Annotated in this window: 22 protein-coding genes and 2 tRNA genes; 11 read left to right on the top strand and 13 right to left on the bottom strand. The window is 66.0% G+C overall.

The window, feature by feature from the left end:
* The first annotated feature begins 95 nt into the window (after positions 1–95).
* Positions 96–1,358 (top strand): TIGR03862 family flavoprotein, encoded by a 1,263-nt coding sequence (locus tag AC1DEL_RS08895; protein ID WP_477125606.1) that lies wholly within the window; start codon positions 96–98, stop codon positions 1,356–1,358.
* Positions 1,359–1,361: 3 nt separating this feature from the next.
* On the opposite strand, the gene AC1DEL_RS08890 is transcribed toward AC1DEL_RS08895, so the two are convergent.
* Complete coding sequence (locus AC1DEL_RS08890) at positions 1,362–2,981, bottom strand: NAD(P)/FAD-dependent oxidoreductase (protein WP_092292265.1); 1,620 nt, start codon at positions 2,979–2,981, stop codon at positions 1,362–1,364.
* On the bottom strand, positions 2,965–3,348 hold the full coding sequence (locus AC1DEL_RS08885; protein WP_441591917.1) for a hypothetical protein: 384 nt from the start codon (positions 3,346–3,348) through the stop codon (positions 2,965–2,967). Before AC1DEL_RS08885 ends, AC1DEL_RS08890 begins: the two co-directional genes overlap by 17 nt.
* A 175-nt stretch (positions 3,349–3,523) precedes the next feature.
* Here AC1DEL_RS08885 and AC1DEL_RS08880 point away from each other — a divergent pair, with 175 nt between their 5' ends.
* Both AC1DEL_RS08880 and AC1DEL_RS08875 read left to right on the top strand, forming a co-directional pair.
* A complete protein-coding gene (locus AC1DEL_RS08880) occupies positions 3,524–4,972 on the top strand; it encodes an aminotransferase-like domain-containing protein (RefSeq protein WP_092292261.1) in 1,449 nt (482 codons plus the stop codon).
* A 90-nt stretch (positions 4,973–5,062) separates the two neighbouring features.
* The gene (locus AC1DEL_RS08875) at positions 5,063–6,595 is read left to right on the top strand and encodes a sensor domain-containing diguanylate cyclase (protein WP_477125607.1); all 1,533 of its coding nucleotides are present in this window, start codon (positions 5,063–5,065) and stop codon (positions 6,593–6,595) included.
* A 24-nt stretch (positions 6,596–6,619) separates the two neighbouring features.
* Here AC1DEL_RS08875 and lpxO read toward each other — a convergent pair whose 3' ends face one another.
* The 3 genes from lpxO to AC1DEL_RS08860 form a co-directional block, all read right to left on the bottom strand.
* Complete coding sequence (gene lpxO, locus AC1DEL_RS08870) at positions 6,620–7,522, bottom strand: lipid A hydroxylase LpxO (RefSeq protein ID WP_092292257.1); 903 nt, start codon at positions 7,520–7,522, stop codon at positions 6,620–6,622.
* 111 nt (positions 7,523–7,633) lie between these two features.
* The gene (locus tag AC1DEL_RS08865; RefSeq protein WP_092292255.1) at positions 7,634–7,945 is read right to left on the bottom strand and encodes a hypothetical protein; all 312 of its coding nucleotides are present in this window, start codon (positions 7,943–7,945) and stop codon (positions 7,634–7,636) included.
* A 39-nt stretch (positions 7,946–7,984) separates the two neighbouring features.
* Entirely contained in the window at positions 7,985–9,400 is a 1,416-nt protein-coding gene (locus tag AC1DEL_RS08860; protein ID WP_092292253.1) for a DUF2252 domain-containing protein, read from the bottom strand.
* Positions 9,401–9,629: 229 nt separating this feature from the next.
* Here AC1DEL_RS08860 and AC1DEL_RS08855 point away from each other — a divergent pair, with 229 nt between their 5' ends.
* A complete protein-coding gene (locus AC1DEL_RS08855; RefSeq protein ID WP_092292251.1) occupies positions 9,630–9,911 on the top strand; it encodes a hypothetical protein in 282 nt (93 codons plus the stop codon).
* 56 nt (positions 9,912–9,967) lie between these two features.
* A complete protein-coding gene (locus AC1DEL_RS08850; protein ID WP_092292249.1) occupies positions 9,968–10,231 on the top strand; it encodes a hypothetical protein in 264 nt (87 codons plus the stop codon).
* Positions 10,232–10,324: 93 nt separating this feature from the next.
* On the opposite strand, the gene AC1DEL_RS08845 is transcribed toward AC1DEL_RS08850, so the two are convergent.
* From AC1DEL_RS08845 to AC1DEL_RS08830, 4 genes are all read right to left on the bottom strand, one after another.
* A tRNA-Met gene (locus AC1DEL_RS08845) sits at positions 10,325–10,400 on the bottom strand.
* Positions 10,401–10,522: 122 nt separating this feature from the next.
* Positions 10,523–10,762 carry a hypothetical protein gene (locus AC1DEL_RS08840; RefSeq protein WP_092292247.1) on the bottom strand — a complete coding sequence of 80 codons (240 nt, stop codon included), beginning with the start codon at positions 10,760–10,762 and terminating at the stop codon, positions 10,523–10,525.
* Between the two features lie 160 nt (positions 10,763–10,922).
* Positions 10,923–11,201, bottom strand: a complete 279-nt coding sequence (locus AC1DEL_RS08835; RefSeq protein WP_092292245.1) for a hypothetical protein — start codon at positions 11,199–11,201, stop codon at positions 10,923–10,925.
* Between the two features lie 139 nt (positions 11,202–11,340).
* A tRNA-Arg gene (locus tag AC1DEL_RS08830) sits at positions 11,341–11,417 on the bottom strand.
* A gap of 125 nt (positions 11,418–11,542) precedes the next feature.
* Here AC1DEL_RS08830 and greB point away from each other — a divergent pair.
* Entirely contained in the window at positions 11,543–12,112 is a 570-nt protein-coding gene (gene greB, locus AC1DEL_RS08825; protein ID WP_092292243.1) for a transcription elongation factor GreB, read from the top strand.
* 3 nt (positions 12,113–12,115) lie between these two features.
* Here greB and AC1DEL_RS08820 read toward each other — a convergent pair whose 3' ends face one another.
* The 4 genes from AC1DEL_RS08820 to AC1DEL_RS08805 all read right to left on the bottom strand — a co-directional run bounded on the left by AC1DEL_RS08820 (position 12,116) and on the right by AC1DEL_RS08805 (position 16,771).
* Positions 12,116–14,533, bottom strand: a complete 2,418-nt coding sequence (locus tag AC1DEL_RS08820) for a RelA/SpoT family protein (protein ID WP_477106877.1) — start codon at positions 14,531–14,533, stop codon at positions 12,116–12,118.
* Positions 14,534–14,849: 316 nt separating this feature from the next.
* Positions 14,850–15,053 (bottom strand): DNA-directed RNA polymerase subunit omega, encoded by a 204-nt coding sequence (gene rpoZ / locus AC1DEL_RS08815; RefSeq protein WP_006578656.1) that lies wholly within the window; start codon positions 15,051–15,053, stop codon positions 14,850–14,852.
* 97 nt (positions 15,054–15,150) lie between these two features.
* Entirely contained in the window at positions 15,151–15,825 is a 675-nt protein-coding gene (gmk, locus tag AC1DEL_RS08810; RefSeq protein ID WP_092292241.1) for a guanylate kinase, read from the bottom strand.
* 10 nt (positions 15,826–15,835) lie between these two features.
* Positions 15,836–16,771: a YicC/YloC family endoribonuclease gene (locus AC1DEL_RS08805; protein ID WP_092292239.1), complete on the bottom strand. Its 936-nt coding sequence runs from the start codon at positions 16,769–16,771 to the stop codon at positions 15,836–15,838.
* Between the two features lie 247 nt (positions 16,772–17,018).
* Here AC1DEL_RS08805 and AC1DEL_RS08800 point away from each other — a divergent pair, with 247 nt between their 5' ends.
* From AC1DEL_RS08800 to hemW, 5 genes are all read left to right on the top strand, one after another.
* Positions 17,019–18,065 (top strand): serine/threonine protein kinase, encoded by a 1,047-nt coding sequence (locus AC1DEL_RS08800; protein WP_092292237.1) that lies wholly within the window; start codon positions 17,019–17,021, stop codon positions 18,063–18,065.
* Positions 18,066–18,124: 59 nt separating this feature from the next.
* Complete coding sequence (locus tag AC1DEL_RS08795) at positions 18,125–19,039, top strand: PP2C family protein-serine/threonine phosphatase (protein ID WP_092292235.1); 915 nt, start codon at positions 18,125–18,127, stop codon at positions 19,037–19,039.
* 85 nt (positions 19,040–19,124) lie between these two features.
* Positions 19,125–19,841, top strand: coding sequence for a ribonuclease PH (rph, locus tag AC1DEL_RS08790; RefSeq protein WP_092292233.1), 717 nt, complete (start codon positions 19,125–19,127; stop codon positions 19,839–19,841).
* 35 nt (positions 19,842–19,876) lie between these two features.
* Positions 19,877–20,491: an RdgB/HAM1 family non-canonical purine NTP pyrophosphatase gene (gene rdgB, locus AC1DEL_RS08785; RefSeq protein WP_092293271.1), complete on the top strand. Its 615-nt coding sequence runs from the start codon at positions 19,877–19,879 to the stop codon at positions 20,489–20,491.
* Complete coding sequence (gene hemW / locus AC1DEL_RS08780) at positions 20,488–21,756, top strand: radical SAM family heme chaperone HemW (protein WP_092292231.1); 1,269 nt, start codon at positions 20,488–20,490, stop codon at positions 21,754–21,756. Before rdgB ends, hemW begins: the two co-directional genes overlap by 4 nt.
* Positions 21,757–21,793: the final 37 nt, after the last annotated feature.

Below are 21,793 nucleotides of genomic sequence, written 5' to 3'. Positions count from 1 at the left end.
CACGTCCGCGCACGGTCGTGGTGCCGGGGCGCTGTCACCTATAATGCGCGGCGTCCCGCGTCTCTTCCCCCTGCTCCGCCAACCCGCAACCGCCCATGTCCGCCTCCTCCATTTCAGCATCCGCCCCGTCTGGCACGCCCCACGCCGTGGTCATCGGCGGCGGGCCGGCCGGGTTGATGGCGGCCGAGGCGCTGGCCGGGCGCGGCGTCGCGGTAGACGTCTACGACGCCATGCCCTCGGTCGGCCGCAAGTTCCTGATGGCCGGCAAGGGCGGCATGAACATCACGCATGCCGAGCCCGCGCCGGCCTTCCTGGCGCGCTACGGGCAGCGGGCGGACCGCATCGCGCCACTGCTGGCCGAGTTCGACGGCCCGGCGCTGCGCGCCTGGGTGCACGGGCTCGGCATCGACACCTTCGTCGGCAGCTCAGGCCGTGTCTTCCCCACCGAGATGAAAGCCGCGCCGCTGCTGCGCACATGGTTGCATCGGCTGCGGGAATCGGGCGTGCGCGTGCACACCCGACATCGCTGGCTGGGCTGGGACGATGCAGGCCAACTCCGCTTCGCCTCGCCGGCGGGCGAATCGACGGTGTCGGCGCCAGCCGTGGTGCTGGCGCTGGGCGGCGGCAGCTGGGCGCGACTGGGATCGGACGCAGCCTGGGTACCCTGGCTCGCCGAACATGACGTGACCATCACCCCGCTGCGCCCCGCCAATTGCGGATTCGACGTGGACTGGTCCGATGTCTTCCGCGAGCGCTACGCCGGCCAGCCGGTGAAATCCGTGGCGATGGCGGTCACCACGCCGGACGGCACGCCGCTGCATCGCCAGGGCGAGTTCGTGATCAGCGCAACCGGCATCGAAGGCAGCCTGGTCTACGCGCTGTCCGCCCCGATCCGCGATCTCATCGGACGGGATGGTAGCGCCGAGATCCGCCTGGACCTGGCGCCCGGCATGAGCGCCGCACGTGTGGCCGACGAAATCGCCCGCCCGCGCGGCTCGCGCTCGGTGTCGAGCCACCTGCAGAGCAAGCTCGGCATTACCGGGGTCAAGGCAGGGCTGCTCTATGAAGGCGTGTCGAAGGCCGACATGCACGATCCGGTCGCTCTCGCGGCGGCCATCAAGGCGCTGCCGCTGCGGCTGGTGCGCGCGCGGCCCATCGACGAGGTCATCAGCACGGCCGGCGGCGTCGCGTTCGAGGCGATGAACGATCACCTGATGCTCAACGCCATGCCGGGCGTGTTCTGCGCGGGGGAGATGCTGGACTGGGAGGCGCCCACCGGCGGCTATCTGCTGACAGCGTGCTTCGCCAGTGGGCGGATGGCCGGCCTGGGCGCGGCCAACTATCTGATGGGTATGTAACGGCTAGCTGTTGGCGATGTCGAGCGCCACGGCTTCGGCCACCTCGATACCGTCGATGGCGGCCGAGTAGATCCCGCCCGCATAGCCGGCGCCCTCGCCCGCCGGGTACAGCCCCTTCACATTGATGCTCTGGTAGTCGTCGTTATTGCGCCGGATCCGCAGCGGCGACGACGTGCGCGTCTCCACCCCGGTCAGCACGGCGTCGTGCATCGCAAACCCGGCAATCTTCTTGTCGAGTTCCGGCAGCGCCTCGCGGATCGCGTCAATCACATAGTCCGGCAGCGCCGTGCTGAGGTCGGTCGGCGTCACGCCCGGCTTGTACGAGGGCTCGACCGAGCCCAGCGCCGTGGACGGCCGTCCCGCGATGAAATCCCCCACCAGCTGGCCCGGCGCGCGGTAGTCGCTGCCGCCGAGCACGAAGGCACGCTCCTCCCAGTGACGCTGGAGGGCGATGCCGGCCAGCGGGCCACCCGGGAAATCGACCTCCGGCGTGATACCCACCACGATGCCGGCGTTGGCGTTGCGCTCGGCCCGGTAGTACTGGCTCATGCCGTTGGTCACCAGCCGGCCCGGCTCGGATGCCGCCGCCACCACCGTGCCGCCCGGGCACATGCAGAAGCTGTACACCGCGCGCCCATTGCTGGCGTGGTGCACCACCTTGTAGTCCGCCGCGCCCAGCAGCTTGTTGCCGGCGAACTTGCCGAAGCGGCTGCGGTTGATCAGCCCCTGCGGATGCTCGATGCGGAAGCCCAGCGAGAACGGCTTGGCCTCCATGAACACGCCGCGGTCGTGCAGCATGTGGAAGGTGTCGCGCGCGCTGTGGCCCACGGCCAGCACCACGTGGTCGCACTCGAGGTAGTCGCCGGTGGAGAGCTTGAGCCCGCGCACCTGGCCGTTCTCGATGTCGATGTCGTCCACGCGCGTCTCGAAGCGGATTTCGGCGCCCAACGACAGCATCTCGGCGCGCATCTTCTCCACCATGCTCACCAGCCGGAATGTGCCGATGTGGGGCCGCGCCTTGAAGAGGATGTCCTCGGGTGCGCCCGCGCGCACAAATTCATCGAGCACCTTGCGACCGTAGTGGCGGGGGTCCTTGATCTGGCTGTAGAGCTTGCCGTCCGAGAACGTGCCCGCGCCGCCTTCGCCAAACTGCACGTTCGACTCGGGATTGAGCACGCTCTTGCGCCACAGGCCGAAAGTGTCCTTGGTGCGCTCGCGCACTTCCTTGCCGCGCTCGAGGATGATCGGGCGGAAGCCCATCTGCGCCAGCAGCAGACCCGCCAGCAGCCCGCACGGACCCAGGCCGATCACCACCGGGCGCAGCGTCGGCCCGCCCGCCGGGGCCTGTGCCACGAAGCGGTACGTCATGTCGGGCGTCACGCTCCAGTTGGGCTTGCCGGCCATGCGCTGGAGGGCGGCGGCCTCGTCGCGGACTTCGATATCGACGATGTAGGTCAGCTTGATATCGGCGCGCTTGCGGGCATCGTGCGCGCGGCGGAAGACGGTGAACGCGACCATCCCGTCGCCTTTGACACCGATCTGCGCGAGGTGGCTGCGCACGGCTGCCTCCAGGTCGCTCTCGGTATGGTCGAGCGGGAGTTTGACTTCACTTAGACGTAGCATGGGGAACGGGTATTTCAGCGGCCTTGGTGTCTGGTGGCCGGGCGTTACCCAGCAGGAGGCCAGATCGGCCGAAGCGGGATTTTATCAGTCGCCACCATCCCGGGGGCGGCGCCGGCTGCATGATGTGCACGGTTGCCGCGCCGTGGGCCGCCAACGTGGTCCAGCCGGCGATGCCGGCGATGTACACCGCGCCGGGCGTGAGCGTGGCGGCAGGCCGGCTAACCGTCTCGGCCAGCCAGGTTGGCGGGCCCGCCACGGTCAGGCGACCGGATGCGAGGTGCACCACGGCGCCGGGCTTCAGGTGCAGCTTGAGCCACTGACCGGCGGCCAACTGGTAGGTTTCGGTCGAGAATTTCGCTTGGGACATGATCGCGCTCCGGGTCCAGAATCAGGTCTCCAGCCTATCGGGCCGCCCGCCAAGCCAACAGGCACAAGGGATTGCGGGTGCGACCAGAACAGATCGCACAGTCCGGCTCTGTTACGATACAGACACCCTTCATCTGTATCTGTTGTGCCCGCGCCCCGTGGGCGATGATCGCGCCATGACTGCCACGCACCCCTCCCTCCCCCTTTATCAACAGGTGGCCGGCCACTACCGGCAGGCCATCGCCGCCGGCACGCTGGCCGTGGGCGACCGCATGCCGTCGGTGCGGTCGCTGATGGGGCTGCATGAGGTGAGCCTGTCCACGGCGCTCCAGGCGTGCCGGGAGCTGGAAACCGCGGGCCTGCTCGAAGCGCGGCCGCGCTCGGGCTACTTCGTGCGCGCGCCGTCGCGCCCGGCGCTGGCGCAGATCGAGGAACCGGCCGCCGGCCTGCCTGACCCGGCGCAATACGTCGGCATCCATCAGCGCATCTCGGCCATCCTCGCGCGCGGCCAGCATCGCGATATCAAGATCAACTTTGGCGGCGCGTGCGGCGCGCCCTCGCTCTACCCCACCGCTGCGCTGCGCACCGCCACGGCTCGCGCGCTGCGGCGCTATCCCGATCTCTTCGGCACCGCAGCCGAGGCGGACGGCCACCCGTCCCTGCGCGCCGCACTCGCCCGGCACGCGCTGCGCTCGCGGATCCAGCTCGCGCCTGAGGACGTCGTCGTCACCCACGGCTGCACCGAGGCGCTGAACCTCGCCCTGCGCGCCGTGGCCAAGCCTGGCGATGTCATCGCCGTGGAATCGCCCACGTATTACGGTTTGTTGCAGATTCTCGAGAGCCTGGGCATGCGCGCGCTCGAAATCCCGTGCAGCCCGCAGACCGGCATCTCGCTGGAGGCGCTGGAGCTGGCCGCGCAGACCTACGACAACATCAAGGCCGTGGCCGTGGTGCCGAATCTGCAGAACCCGCTCGGCTGCGTCATGCCCGACGCGCACAAGCAGCGCCTGGTGGCGTGGTGCGAGGCGCGCGGCATCACGCTGATCGAGGACGATAGCTGCGCCGCCACCTACGAGGGCGAGACCCCGCTCGCGGCGGCCAAGACGTGGGATACAACGGGCAACGTGATCCACTGCGCCTCGCTCCACAAGGTGCTGGCACCAGGCATGCGGCTGGGCTGGATCGCCGCCGGCAAGTGGCAGGCGCGCGTGGAGATGCTCAAGTTCGGCCTGTCGCGCCCCAACGAGATGCTCGCGCAGATCGCCGTGGCCGATTTCATGGGCACCGGCGCGTTCGAGCGCCATCTGCGCCGCCTGCGCGAGCAGTTGCGCATCCAGCGCGAATGGATGGCGCAGGCTGTGGCGGGCAGCTTTCCGGCCGGCACGCGGCTCACGCTGCCGCGCGGCGGGCTGCACCTGTGGATCGAGTTGCCGGCCGGGATGTCGTCCGAAGCCGTCTTCGAGGAGGTATTGACCCATGGCATCCGAGTCATGCCTGGCTCGATGTTCTCGAATTCGAACCGCTTCGATCACTATCTGCGGCTCAACTGCGGCAATCCGCGCGAGCCGGCGCTCGAACGCGCGTTGGAAACCGTGGCCGGTGTGGTGCGTCGGCTGGCACCCTGACGCCGCCCTGCCCTCCCGCTCCCCCGCGCCCGGCACCGTTCTTGCGAGACTTCCGCTAGGATTTGTCCCAAAATGGCGGCGCCCTCGCCTATGCTTGTGCGCGGACACCGACTACCAGAACCAGGGAGAACAAACTTGGGCAGTGCACCCGCCGCTTCGCGGCTCGACGACGATTATCAAACGCTGTTTCAGCTCGCGCCTGTCTCGCTCTGGCTCGAGGACTTCAGCGCCGTGCGGCTGGCCTTCGATCAACTGCGCGCGGACGGGGTCACCGACCTGCGCGCCTATCTGCGCGAGCGCCCGGCCGAAGTGGCGCGCTGCTCGGCCCTGATCCGCGTGCTCGACGTCAACCGCCGCACGCTCGACCTCTTCCGCGCCGCCGACCTGGCGGACCTCGTCGCCAACCTCGACACCGTGTTCCGTGACGACATGTTCGACCAGCACGTCGAGGAACTTGGCCAGCTCTGGGACGGCGGCCGGCACTTCGCCAGCCAGACCGTCAACTACACGCTCGACGGCGAACGGCTCGACATCCGGCTCGACGCCACGGTCATGCCGGGCCACGAGCAGGACTGGTCGCGCGTGCTGTTGTCGATCGAGGACATCACCACGCGCGTGCGCAGCGAGCGCGACCTGCGCCGCAGCCAGCAATACGCTCAGGGACTGTTCGAACACTCGCCGGTCTCGCTCTGGGTGGAGGACTTCAGCGCGGTGAAGATGCTGCTGGACGAGGTGCGCGCGGCCGGCATCACCGATTTTCGGACTTTTCTGAATGTGCACCCGGACTTCGTCTCGCGCTGCATGCAGGAGATCCGCGTGCTCGACGTCAACCAGCAGACGCTGACGATGTTCGCCGCGCCGAGCAAGGACATCCTGCTGTCCCGGCTGGGCGACGTGTTCCGCGACGACATGCGCATCCACTTCGCCGAGCAGCTGATCGACCTCTGGCACGAAAAGCTCTGGCAGCAGCGCGAAGTTATCAACTACGCGCTCGATGGCCGCTCGGTGGACGTATTCATGCAGTGGTCGGTCTTCCCGGGCCGGGAGGCGGACTGGGATCAGGTGTTGGTGTCGCTGACCGACATCACCGCGCGCAAGAAGGCCGAGGCCTACGTCGAGTTCCTGGGCAAGCACGACGTGCTGACCAAGCTCTACAACCGCGCGTATTACGAGGATGAACTGGCGCGCCTGGGCCGCAAGGGTCCGTGGCCGGTCAGCGTGGTGGCGGTGGACCTCAATGGCCTGAAGCAGGTCAACGACCAGTACGGCCACGGCGACGGCGACGCGCTGCTGCGCCGCACGGGCGAGGTGCTCAAGAAAGCCGTGGGCGAGCAGGCCTGCGTGGCCCGCATCGGCGGCGATGAATTCATGGTTTTGCTACCCGGCAACGACGAACGCGGCGCAGCCACGGTGGTCGATCAGATCCAGCAGGTGGTGGAGCTGAACAACCAGTTCTATCCGGGTGCGCGGCTGTCGTTTTCGATTGGCGCCGCCACGTGCACGCAGGGCGACCGGCTGACCGATACGGTCAAGCTGGCCGACAGCCGCATGTACGAGGACAAGCGTGCGCACTACGAGGCCGTGGGCGCCGAGCGTCGGCGGACGGGTGCCGCCGAGCCCTGACTATCGGGAAATCGATCGCAAAAATCAGAGGAAAACGATCAGCGCGACGCCGCCGAGGATCAGCCCGAACTTGGTCACGTAGTAGACGTTCTTGTTCCAGGACTTGAAGCGGCGGCGGTACTGACCGCCCAGCCAGACGAAGCGGAACAGCTTGTTGATGGCGCCGGTCTGGTCGGATTCCTCGTTCGGCGAGCTGGCGGCCGTCATCACCTTGCGGCCCAACCAGTGGTTGACCGCGGCGGTCCAGCGATAGCGCATCGGACGCTCGATGTCGCAGAACAGGATCAGGCGATCCTTGTCGCTGCGGTTCTCGGCCCAGTGCAGGTAGGTTTCGTCGAACACCACGCCGTGGCCATCGCGCCAGCTATGGCGCTCGCCGTCCACCTCGATGAAGCAGCGGTCGTCGTTCGGCGTGGACAGTCCCAGGTGATAGCGCAGCGAGCCGGCAAACGGGTCGCGGTGCGGGTTCAGCTTGCCGCCCGGCGGCAGCTCGGCAAACATCGCCGCCTTCACGGTCGGCAGTTCGCGCAGCAGCGCCACGGTCTTCGGGCACAACGTCTCGGCGGACGGGTGCTGCGCCTCGTACCATTTCAGGTAGAAACGCTTCCAGCCGTACTTGAAGAACGAGTTGAAGCCGGCGTCGTCATTCTTGTCGGCGGCCTTGATCTTGCGCATCGCGACCAGGGCCAGGCCCTCGTCACGAATCTGCGGCCATGCAGCGCGCAGCTTCTCCAGGTCCGGGAACCGCTCGACGCCAATGTACGGCGTACGCGGCACGCCCGAGAACATGTACATGAAGCAGTTGACCGGCGCCACCAGCGCGGAGTGGTCGAGCAACTGGCGCATGAACGGCAGTCGCACCTTGCCGCGGAAATGCACATACAGGATGGCACCCAGATATGCAGCGACGATAATCCACTTGATCACGCGTAAAACCTCCAGAAATCAGGCCCAGGCCCGATTGAAGCCGGTATTTTATCCAAACGCCGGCCCCCGCGCATTGTGTGATGCACGGGCCGCTTTTTATCGCTGGAGGATTCACGCCCCGCCGCGCGACTGGCGGGCGATACGGTCGATCAGCGCCTTGGCGTCGTCGGGCAATCCCTGCAAGGTCAGCAGCCGCGCGTTGAGCACGATGTTCTCGAGCACGAGCTTGGCCGTGGACGCCCAGAGTGTCGCCAACAGCGCTTCCTGCGACATCCCCGACAGCTCCAGTTCCGTCGATCGTTCGGCGATCAGCTTGCAGGCGAGCGCCCGCAGCGCGTCATCGTCGAACGGCAGGTTGGCGTAGTCGATGGGGTCCGCACGCTCCACCTCCACCATCAGTTGCAGCAGCATATCCTCGGTCATCGGCAAACTCCTTAGGACGATTCTGATTTTACGCGGGCATCAAACCTGGAAATCGGCAGCCATGTCGGCATCGGTACGCGCGGCGAGCCGCCCCGACCGGCATGCTGCGGCGAAGGCCTCGTAGTCGCGGTCCACCTGGTCGGCATAGGCGTTGGCGTAGCCCACCAGCGCCTCGGCCATGGCGTCGCTGGTGCCCAGGTAGCCGCTGATCTCCGGCGCCAGGTTGCTCGCCTTGGCATGCGCGCGGGCCAGCGCCCGGCCGCACACGCGCCCGTAGCCGGTCAGCAGTTCGGCATCCATCAGTTCGATCTCGGCCGAGAATTTCATGTCGCGCAACTGCCGGGCGTAGAAGTGGCGGCCGGAGGGCCCCTTGGTCCAACCCAGGAACAGGTCGCTGGCGGCCTGCATCAGGCGCTGCCCTTCCACCACGCGCCGGCCCTCGTGCGTCACCGCCGGGGACTTGAAATAACGCGCCACCACCGATTGCGTGGCCTCCTTGAACTGGAGGAACAGCGGCTTGTCATGGCTGTCCGTGAGTAGCTGGATCAGGCAGCGCGTGCCCACGCTGCCCACGCCCACCACCTTGAAGGCGATGTCCTGGGAGATGAAATGCGAGAGCAGTTCGCGGCGATCGGCGGCCAGCGTGGAGGTGTAATCGCTGAAGCACTTGGCGATCACGTCGGCATCGACGCTCTTCTTCAGCCAGTCGTCGTCCTTCGTGAACAGCGTTTGCTCGCCCCGGATATGGAAGACGGCCGGCGGGGCGTCCAGGATGCGCCAGCGGTGCCCTGAGCGCGCGCTCAGCTTCGGCAGCAGGGTCTCATGCGTACGCGTGGCGGCACGCTCCATCGCGCGGCGGATCTCCTTCTGGGCCGTGGGGTTGAGTGCCTCGGCCAGCAGGCGGTCGAACGTAATGCGGTCGTACCAGGTTTCCAGCACGCCCATTTCCGCATACATGGCCATGCGGTCGCGATAGCTGTTGACCACTTCGCAGACCATATTGTCGGCGGCAGTCTTGCCGTGACGCAGGTGGCGCGCGGCGACGACCATGCTGGCGGTGAGCCGCTTCAGGTCCCACTCCCACGGGCCTGGACTGGTCTCGTCGAAATCGTTCACATCGAACAGCAGCGCGCGCTCGGGCGTGGCAAACCCGCCGAAATTCGAGAGGTGACAGTCGCCGCAGATCTGGATGGTCATGCCCGAGGCCGGCGTACCCGCAAGGTCGTGCGCCTGGACGATCGCGCTGCCTCGGAAAAATGTAAACGGGGACTGGATCATGCGCCCGTAGCGCAAGGGCACCAGCCGCTCCACCCGGCCAGCGCTGCTGGTCTCGAGTAGCGGAATCGGGTCCCGATCCACGTTGCCGACCGCTGCGTGTGTCCGTCGCGGCACCAGTTGGCGCAGGGCCTTGCCACGGGCGCGCCGTTCGTTCAGATCCGCTACATGTTCCACCATGCCTCCATGCCTTGGGCCGGGACAACGATTCAGGAAACAGCGATGTGCAGAGTATGTAACGAAGCTAAGACAAGCGTCGCCCAATGTCAATTTGGCAGCGCACGTCGCATGCATCACATTCGGCCGTGCCTTTGCGGAAAAATCAGACGCCTCCCTACAAAGGTGTCACAACTAAGCGTGTAAGCTTGGGTCTCATCTCGCAGCACTACAACAAGGAACCGTCGAGTCCATGACAAAGAATTTTCTTGCAGCCATGCGTCAGTACGTGTGGTTCAGGGGGGTGAAGCACCATGTGGTCCAGGGCGTGGAAGCCCTGGCCGACCTGCTCAAGTCCCCTTCCGTCGCCGCCCGTGCCGTGGCCGCGATCGTTTCCGAAACCGAACAAGGCGTGCAGGTGTGGGTCTCGTACTTCGGCAAGCCGATGGACCCGCATACGAACTACGTGCTCTGGCCCACGCGGGCGCTGAAGCCCGCCCGACGGCGCATCACGCCGCAACTGCCCCGGTCCTGATCCCGCCGGCCCTGCGTCTCACATCGCCTCTCTCAATCGTTCGACAAGGAGCAGCCATGCCCGAACCGCAACATGATGAAGCGCTGGTCAACAATTTTCTGGAGCGCGTGTCCGCGCTGTCGGTCAGCGCCTTCGATGGTGCTGACGTGACGCAGGAACTCACGCAACTGATGCGCGATGCATCGACCAAGCTGGGCGGCGGCGGCAATATCGCCGTGCTCAAGGGCCGCCTCACCGATCGTGCCGAGGCGGCGGAGCGCGAAGGCCAGCCGCAAGTGCGCGATACGTTCGCGAAGGCGGCGTCGCTGGTGCACGCGTAAGCGTCAGGCGTTGAAATTACGAACTTTGGAAAGTACTGCCAGGAACGCTCTGCCGTGATCGGCAGAGGTTTTTGAAGAGGGCTTCAGAGGTGTTGGTTGCGGGGGCAGGACTTGAACCTGCGACCTTCGGGTTATGAGCCCGACGAGCTGCCAACTGCTCCACCCCGCGTCCGAAGGAGATGGATTATGGGGGATCGTCCCGCATAAGGCAAACACTATTTCCACTTTCTGCACCGTGAAGAAGAACACGCCCGCGAAGGGCGTTTTCTTTTTGTGCATCACCGATGCGGATCATGCGATCCGCCGCACCGTGTGCGCGTCATCGAGATCATCGAGCGTCGAAGCGACGTAGCGGTTCACATGCTCGAGCGCCTCGAGCTTCGTATCGAAAGGATGGCTCGGAAAAGGATTGTGGCGAGCCATCAGGATTTCGCCGTCCACGCGCCGGATGATCTCGATCAGGATCCCCCACTTGCCCTTCGGCAAATGGATCACCTCGTAGACGATCTTGAATCCTTCATACTCGGACATGGTGGCTACCTCCGGTCTGCTGCAAGGCGCGAACATCGCGCTCCACATCCAGCCTAGGTGCCACCCCACCGATCAAAAATGATCAAGATCAAGTTCCGCCCCGACAGGCAGGTCACGCCGTGACATACGTCATTGCGCTACCCGCAAGGAACTTTGCTGTCTATCTGACCGGTCCTAAAAGTTTGTCGATGAGTGCATAGGCGGCACTGAAAGCCGCCACTTCGGCAGCGTGCCGCGTGGCAAATTCGTGGCCGCCGCTGGAGAGGATCTCCGTATCGCCGGTATCGGAGGGATCGACACCCTCCTGCGCGATGCGCACCTCGTAGCCGTACGTTTCCGTATCAGACACGCTGCCAGCCACGGCCTGCCGATGCGACGACAGCAGCACGTAGGCATCCATGCCCCGATAGCCCTCTACCCGCCATTCATCCTGGTTCATGCGCGTTCTCCGTGCGATCGACAAGGACCGATGCAGGTTTGAGCGGTATGCGGGCGGAGTGTTCCGGGAGGGAAGGGAAATGCGGGGAGGGAATGCAAAAAGGGCTTCCGTTTCCGGAAGCCCTTTTTGACTCGATAGGTGGTGCGGCTGGCAGGATTCGAACCCACGACCCCTTGGTTCGTAGCCAAGTACTCTATCCAACTGAGCTACAGCCGCACTCGAGAAATGAGATTATATAGAAGTTTTCAATTTTGTGAACCCCCTACGCCGCATTTTTTTCGCCCGGCGCGCTCCGGCCGCGCAACTTCCTATAATGACTACCCGAAGAAGTGATCCGGACCATGAACAAGGCTTTTGTCAAAGAGTCGTCGGACGATGATGACGACGACCTGCCCGAGGGCGCCACGCCGGTGCCTGCCGGCACCAAGAACTACATTACCGCCACGGGCTACAACCGCCTGCGCGACGAGCTGATGCACCTGATCGACGTGGACCGTCCCGAGGTGGTGCAGATCGTCTCCTGGGCCGCCTCCAACGGCGACCGCTCCGAGAACGGGGACTATCTCTATGGCAAGAAGCGGCTGCGCGAGATCGATCGCCGCATCCGCTTTCTCACGCGCCGGCTCGACAAGGCCGAAGTCGTCGACCCCTCGCTGCAGGGCGACAACGACCAGGTCTTCTTCGGCGCCACGGTCACCTATGCGAACCAGTCCGGCGACGAAACCACGATCACCATCGTCGGCATGGACGAGGTGGACCTCGACAACAACCATGTGAGCTGGATTTCGCCGATCGCCAAGGCACTGATCAAGGCGCGCGAGGGCGACACCGTGCCGCTGCGCACGCCGGCCGGGATGGAACAGATCGATATATTGGAAGTCCGTTACCCGGCGAAGGGCGCGGTGAACTAGGCGTCAGCCGTCGTTGCGGTCGCGGAAGATCCGGATCACGTCCGGGTTGCGCCGCAGCCCGCGCATCACGTTGGCCAGGTGCAGGCGGTTCTGGACCTGGATCACGAACTGCATGTACGTGGCTTCCTGGTGGCCGCCCTGCTGCTGCTCCATGGCCACGTGGGCCACGTTGGCGTCGGCGGCGGTCAGGTCCGCGGCCACGCGCGCCACGATGCCCTTCACGTTGCGCACCATGACCTTGATCGACACGTCGAAGGCGCGGGTCGTCTTCTTGGCCCACATGACCTCGATCCAGTGCTCCGGGTCCTTGCTGTGCAGCCGCTTGGCCACCTTGCAATCCTGCACGTGGATCTGCAACCCCTCGCCCTTGCCGAGATAGCCGACGATCGAATCGCCGGGAATCGGCCGGCAGCAGGCCGAGAAGATCATCGACATGCCTTCGTCGCCGGTAATCGGCACGGCCGGCGCTTCCTCGCCCGCGAAGGTCTGCACGGCAGCCAGCAGCGCGCTGTCGACGTCGCCGGACAGCTCCTGCAGCAGGATCTCCATGCGCCGCGCCACCACCGCCGGCACGCGGCGGCCGAGCGCCAGGTCGGCGAAGATGTCTTCCTTGTGCTTGTTGCCGGTCCACTGGATCATGCGATCCCAGACCGCCTGCGGCACCGCCTTGAGCTCGATGCCAAGCTGGCGCGCCGACTGCTCCAGCAGGCGTTCGCCCAGCTGGATGGCCTCGTCGAGCTTGGTCGTCTTCAGGTAATGTCGGATCGCCGCGCGCGCCTTGCCCGTGCGGACGAAGGCGAGCCACGCCGGATTTGGCTTCGAGTACGGCGCCGTGACCACCTCGACGATATCGCCGCTCTTCAGCTCGGTACGCAGCGGCAACAACTCGTTGTTGATCTTGACCGCCACGCACTGGTTGCCGAGGTCGCTGTGCACCGCGTAGGCGAAGTCCAGCGCGGTGGCGCCGCGTGGCAGCGCGCGGATATGGCCCTTCGGCGTGAACACGTAGACCGCGTCCGGGAACAGGTCGATCTTGACGTGCTCCAGGAACTCCTGCGAGTCGCCGGTCTGGCTCTGGATGTCCAGCAGCGACTGGAGCCACTGGTGCGCCTGCTGCTGGATATCGTTGGCGTGATCGGCCTGGTGCTTGTACATCCAGTGCGCAGCCACGCCGGCCTCGGCAATCTGGTGCATGCCGCGCGTGCGGATCTGGAACTCCACCGGCGTGCCGAACGGGCCCACCAGCGTCGTGTGGAGCGACTGGTAGCCGTTGATCTTCGGAATTGCGATGTAGTCCTTGAACTTGCCCGGCATCGGCTTGTACAAGCTGTGCAGCGCGCCCATCGCCATGTAGCAGTGCATCTGCGTTTCCACGACCACGCGGAAGCCGTAGACGTCCAGCACCTGCGAGAACGACAGCTGCTTGTCGTGCATCTTGCGATAGATGCTGTACAGCGTCTTTTCGCGCCCGGACAGCTCGGCCACGATGCCGGCGTCGGCCAGCGCGCGCTCGGCGGCTTCCAGGATGCGCTTGACCACCTCGCGCCGGTTGCCGCGCGCGGCCTTGACGGCCTTCTCGAGCGTAGCGTAGCGGAACGGCGAGCCCACCTTGAACGACAGTTCCTGGAGCTCGCGGTAAATCGTGTTGAGACCCAGCCGATGCGCGATCGGCGCGTAGATCTCCATGGTTTCGAGCGCGATCCGGCGCCGCTTCTCGGGCGGCACGAAATCGAGCGTCCGCATGTTGTGCGTGCGATCGGCCAGCTTGACCAGGATCACCCGCACATCGCGCGCCATCGCCAGCAGCATCTTGCGGAAGCTTTCCGCCTGCGCCTGCTCGCGGCTCTGGAATTCGAGCTTGTCCAACTTGGTCAGGCCATCCACCAGTTCCGCGACCTTGGGACCGAATTTCTCGGCCAGTTCGCTCTTGGTGATGCCCTGGTCCTCCATCACGTCATGGAGCAGCGCGGCCATGATCGACTGGACGTCCAGCTTCCAGTCCGCGCACAGTTCCGCCACCGCCACCGGGTGGGTAATGTACGGCTCGCCGCTCTGGCGGTACTGGCCCAGGTGGGCTTCGTCGGAAAACTGGAAGGCTTCGCGCACCAGCGCCTGATCGGCGGGCTTCAGGTAGGCGAGCGTCTCCATCAGCCGGGAGATGGAGATGACCTGCTGGCGCGGCGGGACGGCCGGCTGCGAGGTCGGACCGAAGAAGTGCCGGTATGACTGCGCCAGCACTGCGTCGATGAACAATTCGCCCGCCGGCGCGGCAGGCAGGGTGCCCTCGATGGGCTCGGCCACGAGGTCGTTGGCCAACCCAGCACGTGACTTGCCTTGCAGCGGCGGCACGACAGACCGTTCCCCGACGACGTTGTCGCCGAGCGGATCGGGCAGGTTCGGGGCGCCGGTTCGGGCGGTCATCGGCATCTGGCCAGACATGGTGCGCCTACCCCCGGGTGAACCCGGCGGCGCAGGCGGCAAGCCGACCGACACCGGCAGTGCGGAGGGCGTGGCAGGCAAAGGGGCGCCCGGGGCCACGCTGGCGGCGGCAACGGGGCCCGGTGCCGGCCGTTCGCCGTCCGTCCGTACGCCGGGCGGACCCGGCAGGACGATCGCGGGATGGATCGCGGACTTGGACGACGATGAAGACATGGGGGCGGCCCCTGGAATCCGGACGAATGCGCGGCTGAATCCGCACGTACGCGAGACAACGATGCACCACAGGCCGCCCTGGCAATCAGGTCGGTACCTTCTTCAGCATCTCGATGCCGACCTGACCGGACGCGATCTCGCGCAGCGCCACCACGGTGGGCTTGTCCTTGGCCTCAACCTTGGGCGTGTGGCCCTGCACCAGCTGGCGTGCCCGATACGTCGCGGCGAGCGCAAGCTCAAAGCGGTTCGGGATGTGTTTCAGACAATCTTCGACGGTAATACGCGCCATATTGAATCCACCTTGAGACAAAACCTGTTCGACAGGCCGTCATTTTACAGCACGCGGCCGAAAACGTTCCGGCCGACCCTTGGGCACCGACCTTCGGTCAGTGAATGCCCAGCTCGATGAACAGCTCGTTGTGACGTGCCTTCTGCGACGAAAAGCGCAGACGGGTGGCACGGACGACGTCTTTCAGCTGCGCCAGCGCGTCATCGAACACCTCGTTGATGATGACGTAATCCGATTCCGACGCATGCGACATTTCGCTGCCCGCGGCCAGCAGGCGGCGCACGATCACGTTCGGCTCGTCCTGGCCGCGTTTCTTGAGCCGCTCCTCGAGCGCGGTCAGCGACGGCGGCAGGATGAAGATCTCCACCGCGTTCGAGAACCGCTTGTGCACCTGCTGGGCGCCCTGCCAGTCGATTTCGAGCAGCACGTCGTTGCCCTGGGCCATCTGCTGCTCGATCCAGACCTGGGACGTGGCGTAGTAATTGCCATGCACCTCGGCCCATTCCAGGAATTCTCCCCGGTCGCGCGCGACGCGGAACTCGTCCACGGTCGTGAAATGGTACTCGCGGCCGTTTTGCTCGCCCGGGCGCGGCTTGCGCGTGGTGTGCGAGATCGACAGGCGGATGGCCGAATCCTGCGACAGCAGCTTGTTCACCAGCGTGGACTTGCCGGCCCCGGACGGGGCCACCACCATGAACAGGTTGCCGGGGTAGGCGGTGTCGATGGCGACGTGCGGCGCGGACTGGGACGCGGTGTGGGACGTTTCACTCATGGTTTAGGACTTATTCGAGATTCTGGATCTGTTCGCGCATCTGCTCGATCAGCAGCTTGAGCTCCATCGACGCATCGGCCAACTCCTTGGCGGCGGCCTTCGAGCCGAGCGTGTTCGCCTCGCGGTTCAGCTCCTGCATCATGAAGTCGAGCCGCTTGCCGACCTGCCCACCCTTCTTCAGGATATGCCGCGTTTCGTTGAGGTGGGCCTGCAGGCGCGACAGTTCCTCGGCAATATCGATGCGGATGCCGTACACCGTGGCTTCCTGGCGAATGCGCTCGCCGATCTCGTCGCGGCTCATCGACGGCATGCCGGACGGCGCGGCCAGGTTGAACGCCTCCTGGAGGCGCTCGGTCAGCTTTTCCTGATGATGGGCGATCAGTTGGGGGATGGTCGGCGTCAGGCGCTCGACGATGGCCAGCATCGCGTCGATGCGCTCCATCAGCGTGGCCTTGAGGGCCTCGCCCTCGCGCCGGCGCGCTTCGAGCAACTGGTTCAGCGCCTCACGGGCGGCACCCGTGACGGCCTCGCGCAGGGATTCCTGCGACAGTTCCGGCTCGACCAGCACGCCGGGCCAGCGCAGGATCTCGCCCATGCGCAGCGAACCGGCGCCGCTGAAGGTGGCGGCCACGGTGGACTCCAGCGCGCGGATCTGGTCCAGCAAGCCCTGGTTCAGCGCCAGCGTGGCGCCGCCGGTATCGGTGCGCTGCAGGTTGATACGGCATTCCAGCTTGCCGCGCGACAGCTCGCCCATGAGCATCTCGCGCAGGGCGGGCTCGAACGCGCGGCATTCCTCGGGGGCGCGGAACAACAGGTCGAGAAAACGCGAATTGACAGTCCGGAATTCCACCGAAACCGATGCGGTCCGGCCGCTGGGCTCGCCCTTGGCGTTTGTCAGCGGCGCCTGGCGCGTCGCCAGGCCATACCCTGTCATGCTGTGGATCATTGTCGGTTATCTCGCGTAAGAGTCGGAAAGGGTCGAAATACGGGTAAATCGGAGCGGTTATCGCGCCCGCCGGGGCGCGCAAAGCCAGCACCGGGGCGGGGGCGCCGGCAGCGCGCCGGCCGGGCAGAAAATCAACGAAAAATCCGGTTGGAAAACGCGGATTTTTGGCAACAGTCCCCGCTAATGTTTTCTTTACAAGTGATCGATTAGCCGGGAGAATCCGGGAGCAAATGAGGTCCCGAATCCTATGACAGAGTCCAAGGGCGCTAACCAACCCAAGAGTGCGCCGCTGCCCATCGGCACGCTGCTGGCCAACTACCGTATTGTAAAGAAGTTGGCCAGCGGGGGGTTCAGTTTCGTCTACCTCGCCACCGATGAAACCGGCGCCCCGGTGGCCATCAAGGAATACCTGCCGTCCTCGCTGGCCCGCCGCAACCCGGGCGAGCTGATTCCGGTCGTCCCGGAAGAGAACGCGGCCTCGTTTCGCCTGGGCCTGAAATATTTCTTCGAGGAAGGGCGCTCGCTGGCGCGCATTTCCCATCCGAGCGTGGTGCGCGTGGTGAATTTCTTCCGCGAGAACTCCACGGTCTACATGGTCATGAACTACGAGCTGGGCAAGACGCTGCAGGAGCATATCCTGCAGGCCCGGCAGCAGGGCAAGCCCAAGGTGCTGCGCGAGCGGTTCATCCGCAAGGTGTTCCACGACCTGATGAGCGGCCTGCGCGAAGTCCATATCCACAAGCTGCTGCACCTGGACATCAAGCCCGGCAATATCTACCTGCGCGAGGACGAATCGCCGATCCTGCTCGACTTCGGCGCCGCGCGGCAGATCCTGACCATGGAAGCCGCCCGCTTCCAGCCGATGTACACCCCCGGTTTCGCCGCACCCGAACTCTACGGCAAGCACAGCGACCTCGGCCCCTGGACCGACATCTACAGCCTGGGCGCCACGCTCTACGCCTGCATGGCCGGCATGCCGCCGCAGGAGGCCAACCAGCGCGAGAAGGAAGACCGCATGGGCGAGTCGATCTCCCGGCTGCGCGCCACCTATACCAACGGGCTGGTGGACCTCGTCGAATGGTGCCTCCGGCTCACGCCGTCCGAGCGCCCGCAAAGCGTGTTCCGCCTTCAGAAGGAGTTGCGCGACCAGAGCAACGCGCTGGGCGAGCAATCGGCCGCCGCGGCGGCAGCCAACCCTGCTGGGCCCGTTACCGAACGCATGAACGCGACGAGCCGCTTCATGACCTTGCTGCGCCGCCGCGACGACACCGCCACGACGCAGAGCGGCGATTAAATCACTACGCGTCGGCCCCGCGCACCCGCCGGGCTGACCCTGACCGAACTCACGACAACATGCGATTCTCCGTCTACCAGGAAAGCCGGAAAGGCGGCCGCCGTATCAACCAGGACCGCATGGGCTACTGCTTCACGCGCGATGCCCTGCTGATGGTGCTGGCCGACGGCCTGGGTGGCCATGCGCTGGGCGAAGTCGCCGCGCAGCAAGCCCTGCAGACGCTGGCGCGCCAGTTCCAGACCCAGGCCCGCCCGGCCATCCGCAATCCGGCGGACTTCCTCCAGGACACGGTCATGCTGGCGCACCGCGAGATCCATCGCTATGCCGAAGCCAACCGCCTGGCGGACGTGCCGCGCACCACCGTGGTCTGCTGCCTGATCCAGAACGGCCAGATCCACTGGGCCCACGCCGGGGACTCGCGCCTGTACCTGATCCGCAAGGGCACCCTGCTCACCCGCACCCGGGACCACTCGAAGATCGAAAACCTGCTCCAGCAGGAGCGCGTGCTGCCGATGGACGTCGCCAACCACCCCGAGCGCAACAAGCTCTACAACTGCCTCGGCTCGCCCAACCTGCCGCTGATCGACATCGGCGGCCCGGTGCGCCTGGAACCGGGCGACGTGGCGATGCTGTGCTCGGACGGCCTGTGGGGCGCGCTGGAGGAGAAGGTCATTGTCGACCGGGTGACCAGCCTGTCGGTGGTGCACGCCATCCCGGACATGATCGAACAGGCGCTTCAAAACGCCGGCGAAGGTGCCGACAACACCACAGCCATCGCCATGATGTGGGAAGCCGACGCCACCGTGCCGAACGACGACGCCGTGCTGACCGACACCCTGCCGCTGAACGCCTTCACCACGTCGATCCTGGAACGGACGGGCAACGAGAGCGACCTGCTGTCCGAGGAAGAGATCGAACGGTCGATTGCCGAGATCCGCGCCGCGATCGACAAGACCACCAATTTCATGCGCTGAGGTATCGCGCACGGGACTCCGGCGGGCACGCATGGCCCGCCGGCGTTAGAATCGCGGTCTCACCCGATTCCAACGAAAGATCCCCATGCGACCCAGCGGACGCGCAGCCGATGCGCTGCGACCCATCACCCTGACCCGCCAATACACCCGCCACGCGGAAGGTGCCGTGCTGAGTGCCTTTGGCGATACCAAGGTGCTGTGCACGGCCAGCGTGCTGGCCAAGGTGCCGCCGCACAAGAAAGGCAGCGGCGAAGGCTGGGTCACGGCCGAGTACGGCATGCTGCCCCGCGCCACGCACACCCGCTCCGACCGCGAGGCCGCGCGCGGCAAGCAGACCGGCCGCACGCAGGAGATCCAGCGCCTGATCGGCCGCGCCATGCGCACGGTGTTCGACCTCGGCGCGCTGGGCGAGTACACCATCCATCTCGATTGCGACGTGCTCCAGGCCGACGGCGGCACCCGCACGGCCGCCATCACCGGCGCCTTCGTGGCCGCCCATGACGCCGTGAGCAAGATGCTGGCCGATGGCCTGATCGCAAAAAGTCCAATTCTTGACTTCGTGGCCGCGGTCTCCGTGGGCATGGTCGACGGCGTCCCCGTGCTCGACCTGGACTACGCCGAGGACAGCAGCTGTGACACCGACATGAACGTGGTCATGACCGGCAGCGGCGGCTTCGTCGAAGTACAGGGCACCGCCGAAGGCGTGCCGTTCAGCCGCGCCGACCTCGACGCCATGACGCGCCTGGCCGAAGCCGGCATTGCCGACCTCGTGCGCCACCAGAAGCTGGCGCTCGGCCTGTAAGCGACGAGAAACGTGCAAAGCAAAAGGGGATGACGATGCAACGCCTTGTGCTGGCCTCCAACAATCCCGGCAAGCTGAGCGAGTTCGGCGCGCTGCTGATGCCGCTTGGCATCGACGTGGTGCCGCAGGGCGACCTTGGCATTCCCGAAGCCGAGGAACCGCATCCGACCTTCGTCGAGAACGCGCTGGCCAAGGCGCGCCACGCCAGCCGCCTCGCCGGCATGCCGGCGCTGGCCGACGACTCGGGCATCTGCGTGGACGCGCTGGACGGCGCGCCGGGCGTGTACTCGGCCCGCTACGCGCAAAGCGTGGGCAAGCCGAAGTCCGACGCAGCCAACAACGCGCACCTGATCTCGCAGCTGGCCGGCAAGCTCAATCGCCACGCGCATTACTACTGCGTGCTGGTGCTGGTGCGCCATGCCGACGACCCGCGCCCGATCATCGCCGAAGGCACCTGGGCCGGCGAGGTGGTCGATGCCCCGCGCGGCGCCGGCGGTTTCGGCTATGACCCGCATTTCCTGCTCCCGCGCATCGGCAAGACGGCCGCCGAACTGAGCGCGGAAGAGAAAAACGCCATCAGCCATCGCGCGCTGGCGCTCCAGGGGCTGGTGGCCCGGCTCCAGGCGGCCAGCCTGAAGGTTCGCGCATGATTCCGATTCACCCCGTCAGCAGCGGCAAGCCGGCTGTCTCGGCTCCCGTCTCTCCCGCCGACAACCAGCAACTCTGGCTCAAGCCGGGCCAGATCGCCCTGCCCGGCTCCCCGCCGCTCTCGCTCTACGTCCACATCCCGTGGTGCGTGCGCAAGTGTCCGTATTGCGATTTCAACTCGCACGCGGCGCCGGGCACCGTCGGCGGACAAGACAGCCACGACATCCCCGAAGACGCCTACCTCGACGCCCTGCGCGCCGACCTGGAACAATCGCTGCCGCTGGTCTGGGGCCGCCCCGTGCATACGGTGTTCATCGGCGGGGGCACGCCGAGCCTGCTGTCCGCCGCCGGCATGGACCGGCTGCTGTCGGATATCCGCGCACTGCTGCCGCTCGATGCCGACGCCGAGATCACGATGGAAGCCAACCCCGGCACCTTCGAGGCCGAGCGGTTCGCGAGCTATCGCGCGAGCGGCATCAACCGGCTGTCGATCGGCATCCAGAGCTTCAGCGACCGGCATCTCCAGGCGCTGGGCCGCATCCACGGCGAGCGCGAGGCGCGCGCGGCCATCGACATCGCGCAGGCCAGCTTTGACAACGTGAACCTCGACCTGATGTACGCGCTGCCGGGCCAGACCGTGGAGGAATGCGTGCGCGACCTCGAAGCGGCGCTGGCCTATGGCACCACGCACCTGTCGATGTACCACCTGACGCTGGAGCCGAACACGCTGTTCGCCAAGTACCCGCCCGCACTGCCGGACGAGGACATCGCCTACGAGATGCAGGACATCATCGACGCCCGCACCGGCGAGGCCGGCTTCCGCCACTACGAGACCTCGGCCTACGGCAAGCCGCACCGGGAGGCGCGGCACAACCTCAATTACTGGCGTTTTGGCGATTACCTCGGCATCGGGGCGGGCGCGCACGGCAAACTGTCGTTCCCGCACCGGGTACTGCGCCAGATGCGGCACAAACACCCCGCCACCTACATGCGCGAGGCGATGGCCGGCAACGCCGTGCAGGAATCACGCGATGTGAGCGCCGACGAACTGCCGTTCGAGTTCATGCTCAACGCGCTGCGGCTGACCGACGGCGTGCCGGCATCGAGCTTTCACGACTACACCGGCCTGCCGCTGCACACCATCAGCAAGACGCTGGCCGAGGCCGAGAAGAAGGGCCTGCTGGAAGCCGACCTCGCCACGATCCGCCCGACCGAACTGGGCCGGCGCTTCCTGAACGACCTCCAGGAGATGTTCCTGAAGGACTGAGCCGGCGCCCTCCTGCCCCAATGAAAAAAGCCACGCA

The sequence above is a fragment of the Cupriavidus sp. 10L43_2 genome (genome assembly GCF_056395265.1).
The sequence above is the reverse complement of the archived record's forward strand: the minus strand, read 5'-3'. Positions and strand labels throughout refer to the sequence as shown.

Bases quoted from the DNA above. Each gene is read 5' to 3' on its own strand.
- AC1DEL_RS08895 (WP_477125606.1), top strand. From the start codon at position 96: ATGTCCGCCTCCTCCATTTCAGCATCCGCCCCGTCTGGCACGCCCCAC.
- AC1DEL_RS08890 (WP_092292265.1), bottom strand. From the start codon at position 2,981: ATGCTACGTCTAAGTGAAGTCAAACTCCCGCTCGACCATACCGAGAGC.
- AC1DEL_RS08885 (WP_441591917.1), bottom strand. From the start codon at position 3,348: ATGTCCCAAGCGAAATTCTCGACCGAAACCTACCAGTTGGCCGCCGGT.
- AC1DEL_RS08880 (WP_092292261.1), top strand. From the start codon at position 3,524: ATGACTGCCACGCACCCCTCCCTCCCCCTTTATCAACAGGTGGCCGGC.
- AC1DEL_RS08875 (WP_477125607.1), top strand. From the start codon at position 5,063: ATGCTTGTGCGCGGACACCGACTACCAGAACCAGGGAGAACAAACTTG.
- AC1DEL_RS08865 (WP_092292255.1), bottom strand. From the start codon at position 7,945: ATGACCGAGGATATGCTGCTGCAACTGATGGTGGAGGTGGAGCGTGCG.
- AC1DEL_RS08860 (WP_092292253.1), bottom strand. From the start codon at position 9,400: ATGGTGGAACATGTAGCGGATCTGAACGAACGGCGCGCCCGTGGCAAG.
- AC1DEL_RS08855 (WP_092292251.1), top strand. From the start codon at position 9,630: ATGACAAAGAATTTTCTTGCAGCCATGCGTCAGTACGTGTGGTTCAGG.
- AC1DEL_RS08850 (WP_092292249.1), top strand. From the start codon at position 9,968: ATGCCCGAACCGCAACATGATGAAGCGCTGGTCAACAATTTTCTGGAG.
- AC1DEL_RS08840 (WP_092292247.1), bottom strand. From the start codon at position 10,762: ATGTCCGAGTATGAAGGATTCAAGATCGTCTACGAGGTGATCCATTTG.
- AC1DEL_RS08835 (WP_092292245.1), bottom strand. From the start codon at position 11,201: ATGAACCAGGATGAATGGCGGGTAGAGGGCTATCGGGGCATGGATGCC.
- greB (WP_092292243.1), top strand. From the start codon at position 11,543: ATGAACAAGGCTTTTGTCAAAGAGTCGTCGGACGATGATGACGACGAC.
- AC1DEL_RS08820 (WP_477106877.1), bottom strand. From the start codon at position 14,533: ATGACCGCCCGAACCGGCGCCCCGAACCTGCCCGATCCGCTCGGCGAC.
- rpoZ (WP_006578656.1), bottom strand. From the start codon at position 15,053: ATGGCGCGTATTACCGTCGAAGATTGTCTGAAACACATCCCGAACCGC.
- gmk (WP_092292241.1), bottom strand. From the start codon at position 15,825: ATGAGTGAAACGTCCCACACCGCGTCCCAGTCCGCGCCGCACGTCGCC.
- AC1DEL_RS08805 (WP_092292239.1), bottom strand. From the start codon at position 16,771: ATGATCCACAGCATGACAGGGTATGGCCTGGCGACGCGCCAGGCGCCG.
- AC1DEL_RS08800 (WP_092292237.1), top strand. From the start codon at position 17,019: ATGACAGAGTCCAAGGGCGCTAACCAACCCAAGAGTGCGCCGCTGCCC.
- AC1DEL_RS08795 (WP_092292235.1), top strand. From the start codon at position 18,125: ATGCGATTCTCCGTCTACCAGGAAAGCCGGAAAGGCGGCCGCCGTATC.
- rph (WP_092292233.1), top strand. From the start codon at position 19,125: ATGCGACCCAGCGGACGCGCAGCCGATGCGCTGCGACCCATCACCCTG.
- rdgB (WP_092293271.1), top strand. From the start codon at position 19,877: ATGCAACGCCTTGTGCTGGCCTCCAACAATCCCGGCAAGCTGAGCGAG.
- hemW (WP_092292231.1), top strand. From the start codon at position 20,488: ATGATTCCGATTCACCCCGTCAGCAGCGGCAAGCCGGCTGTCTCGGCT.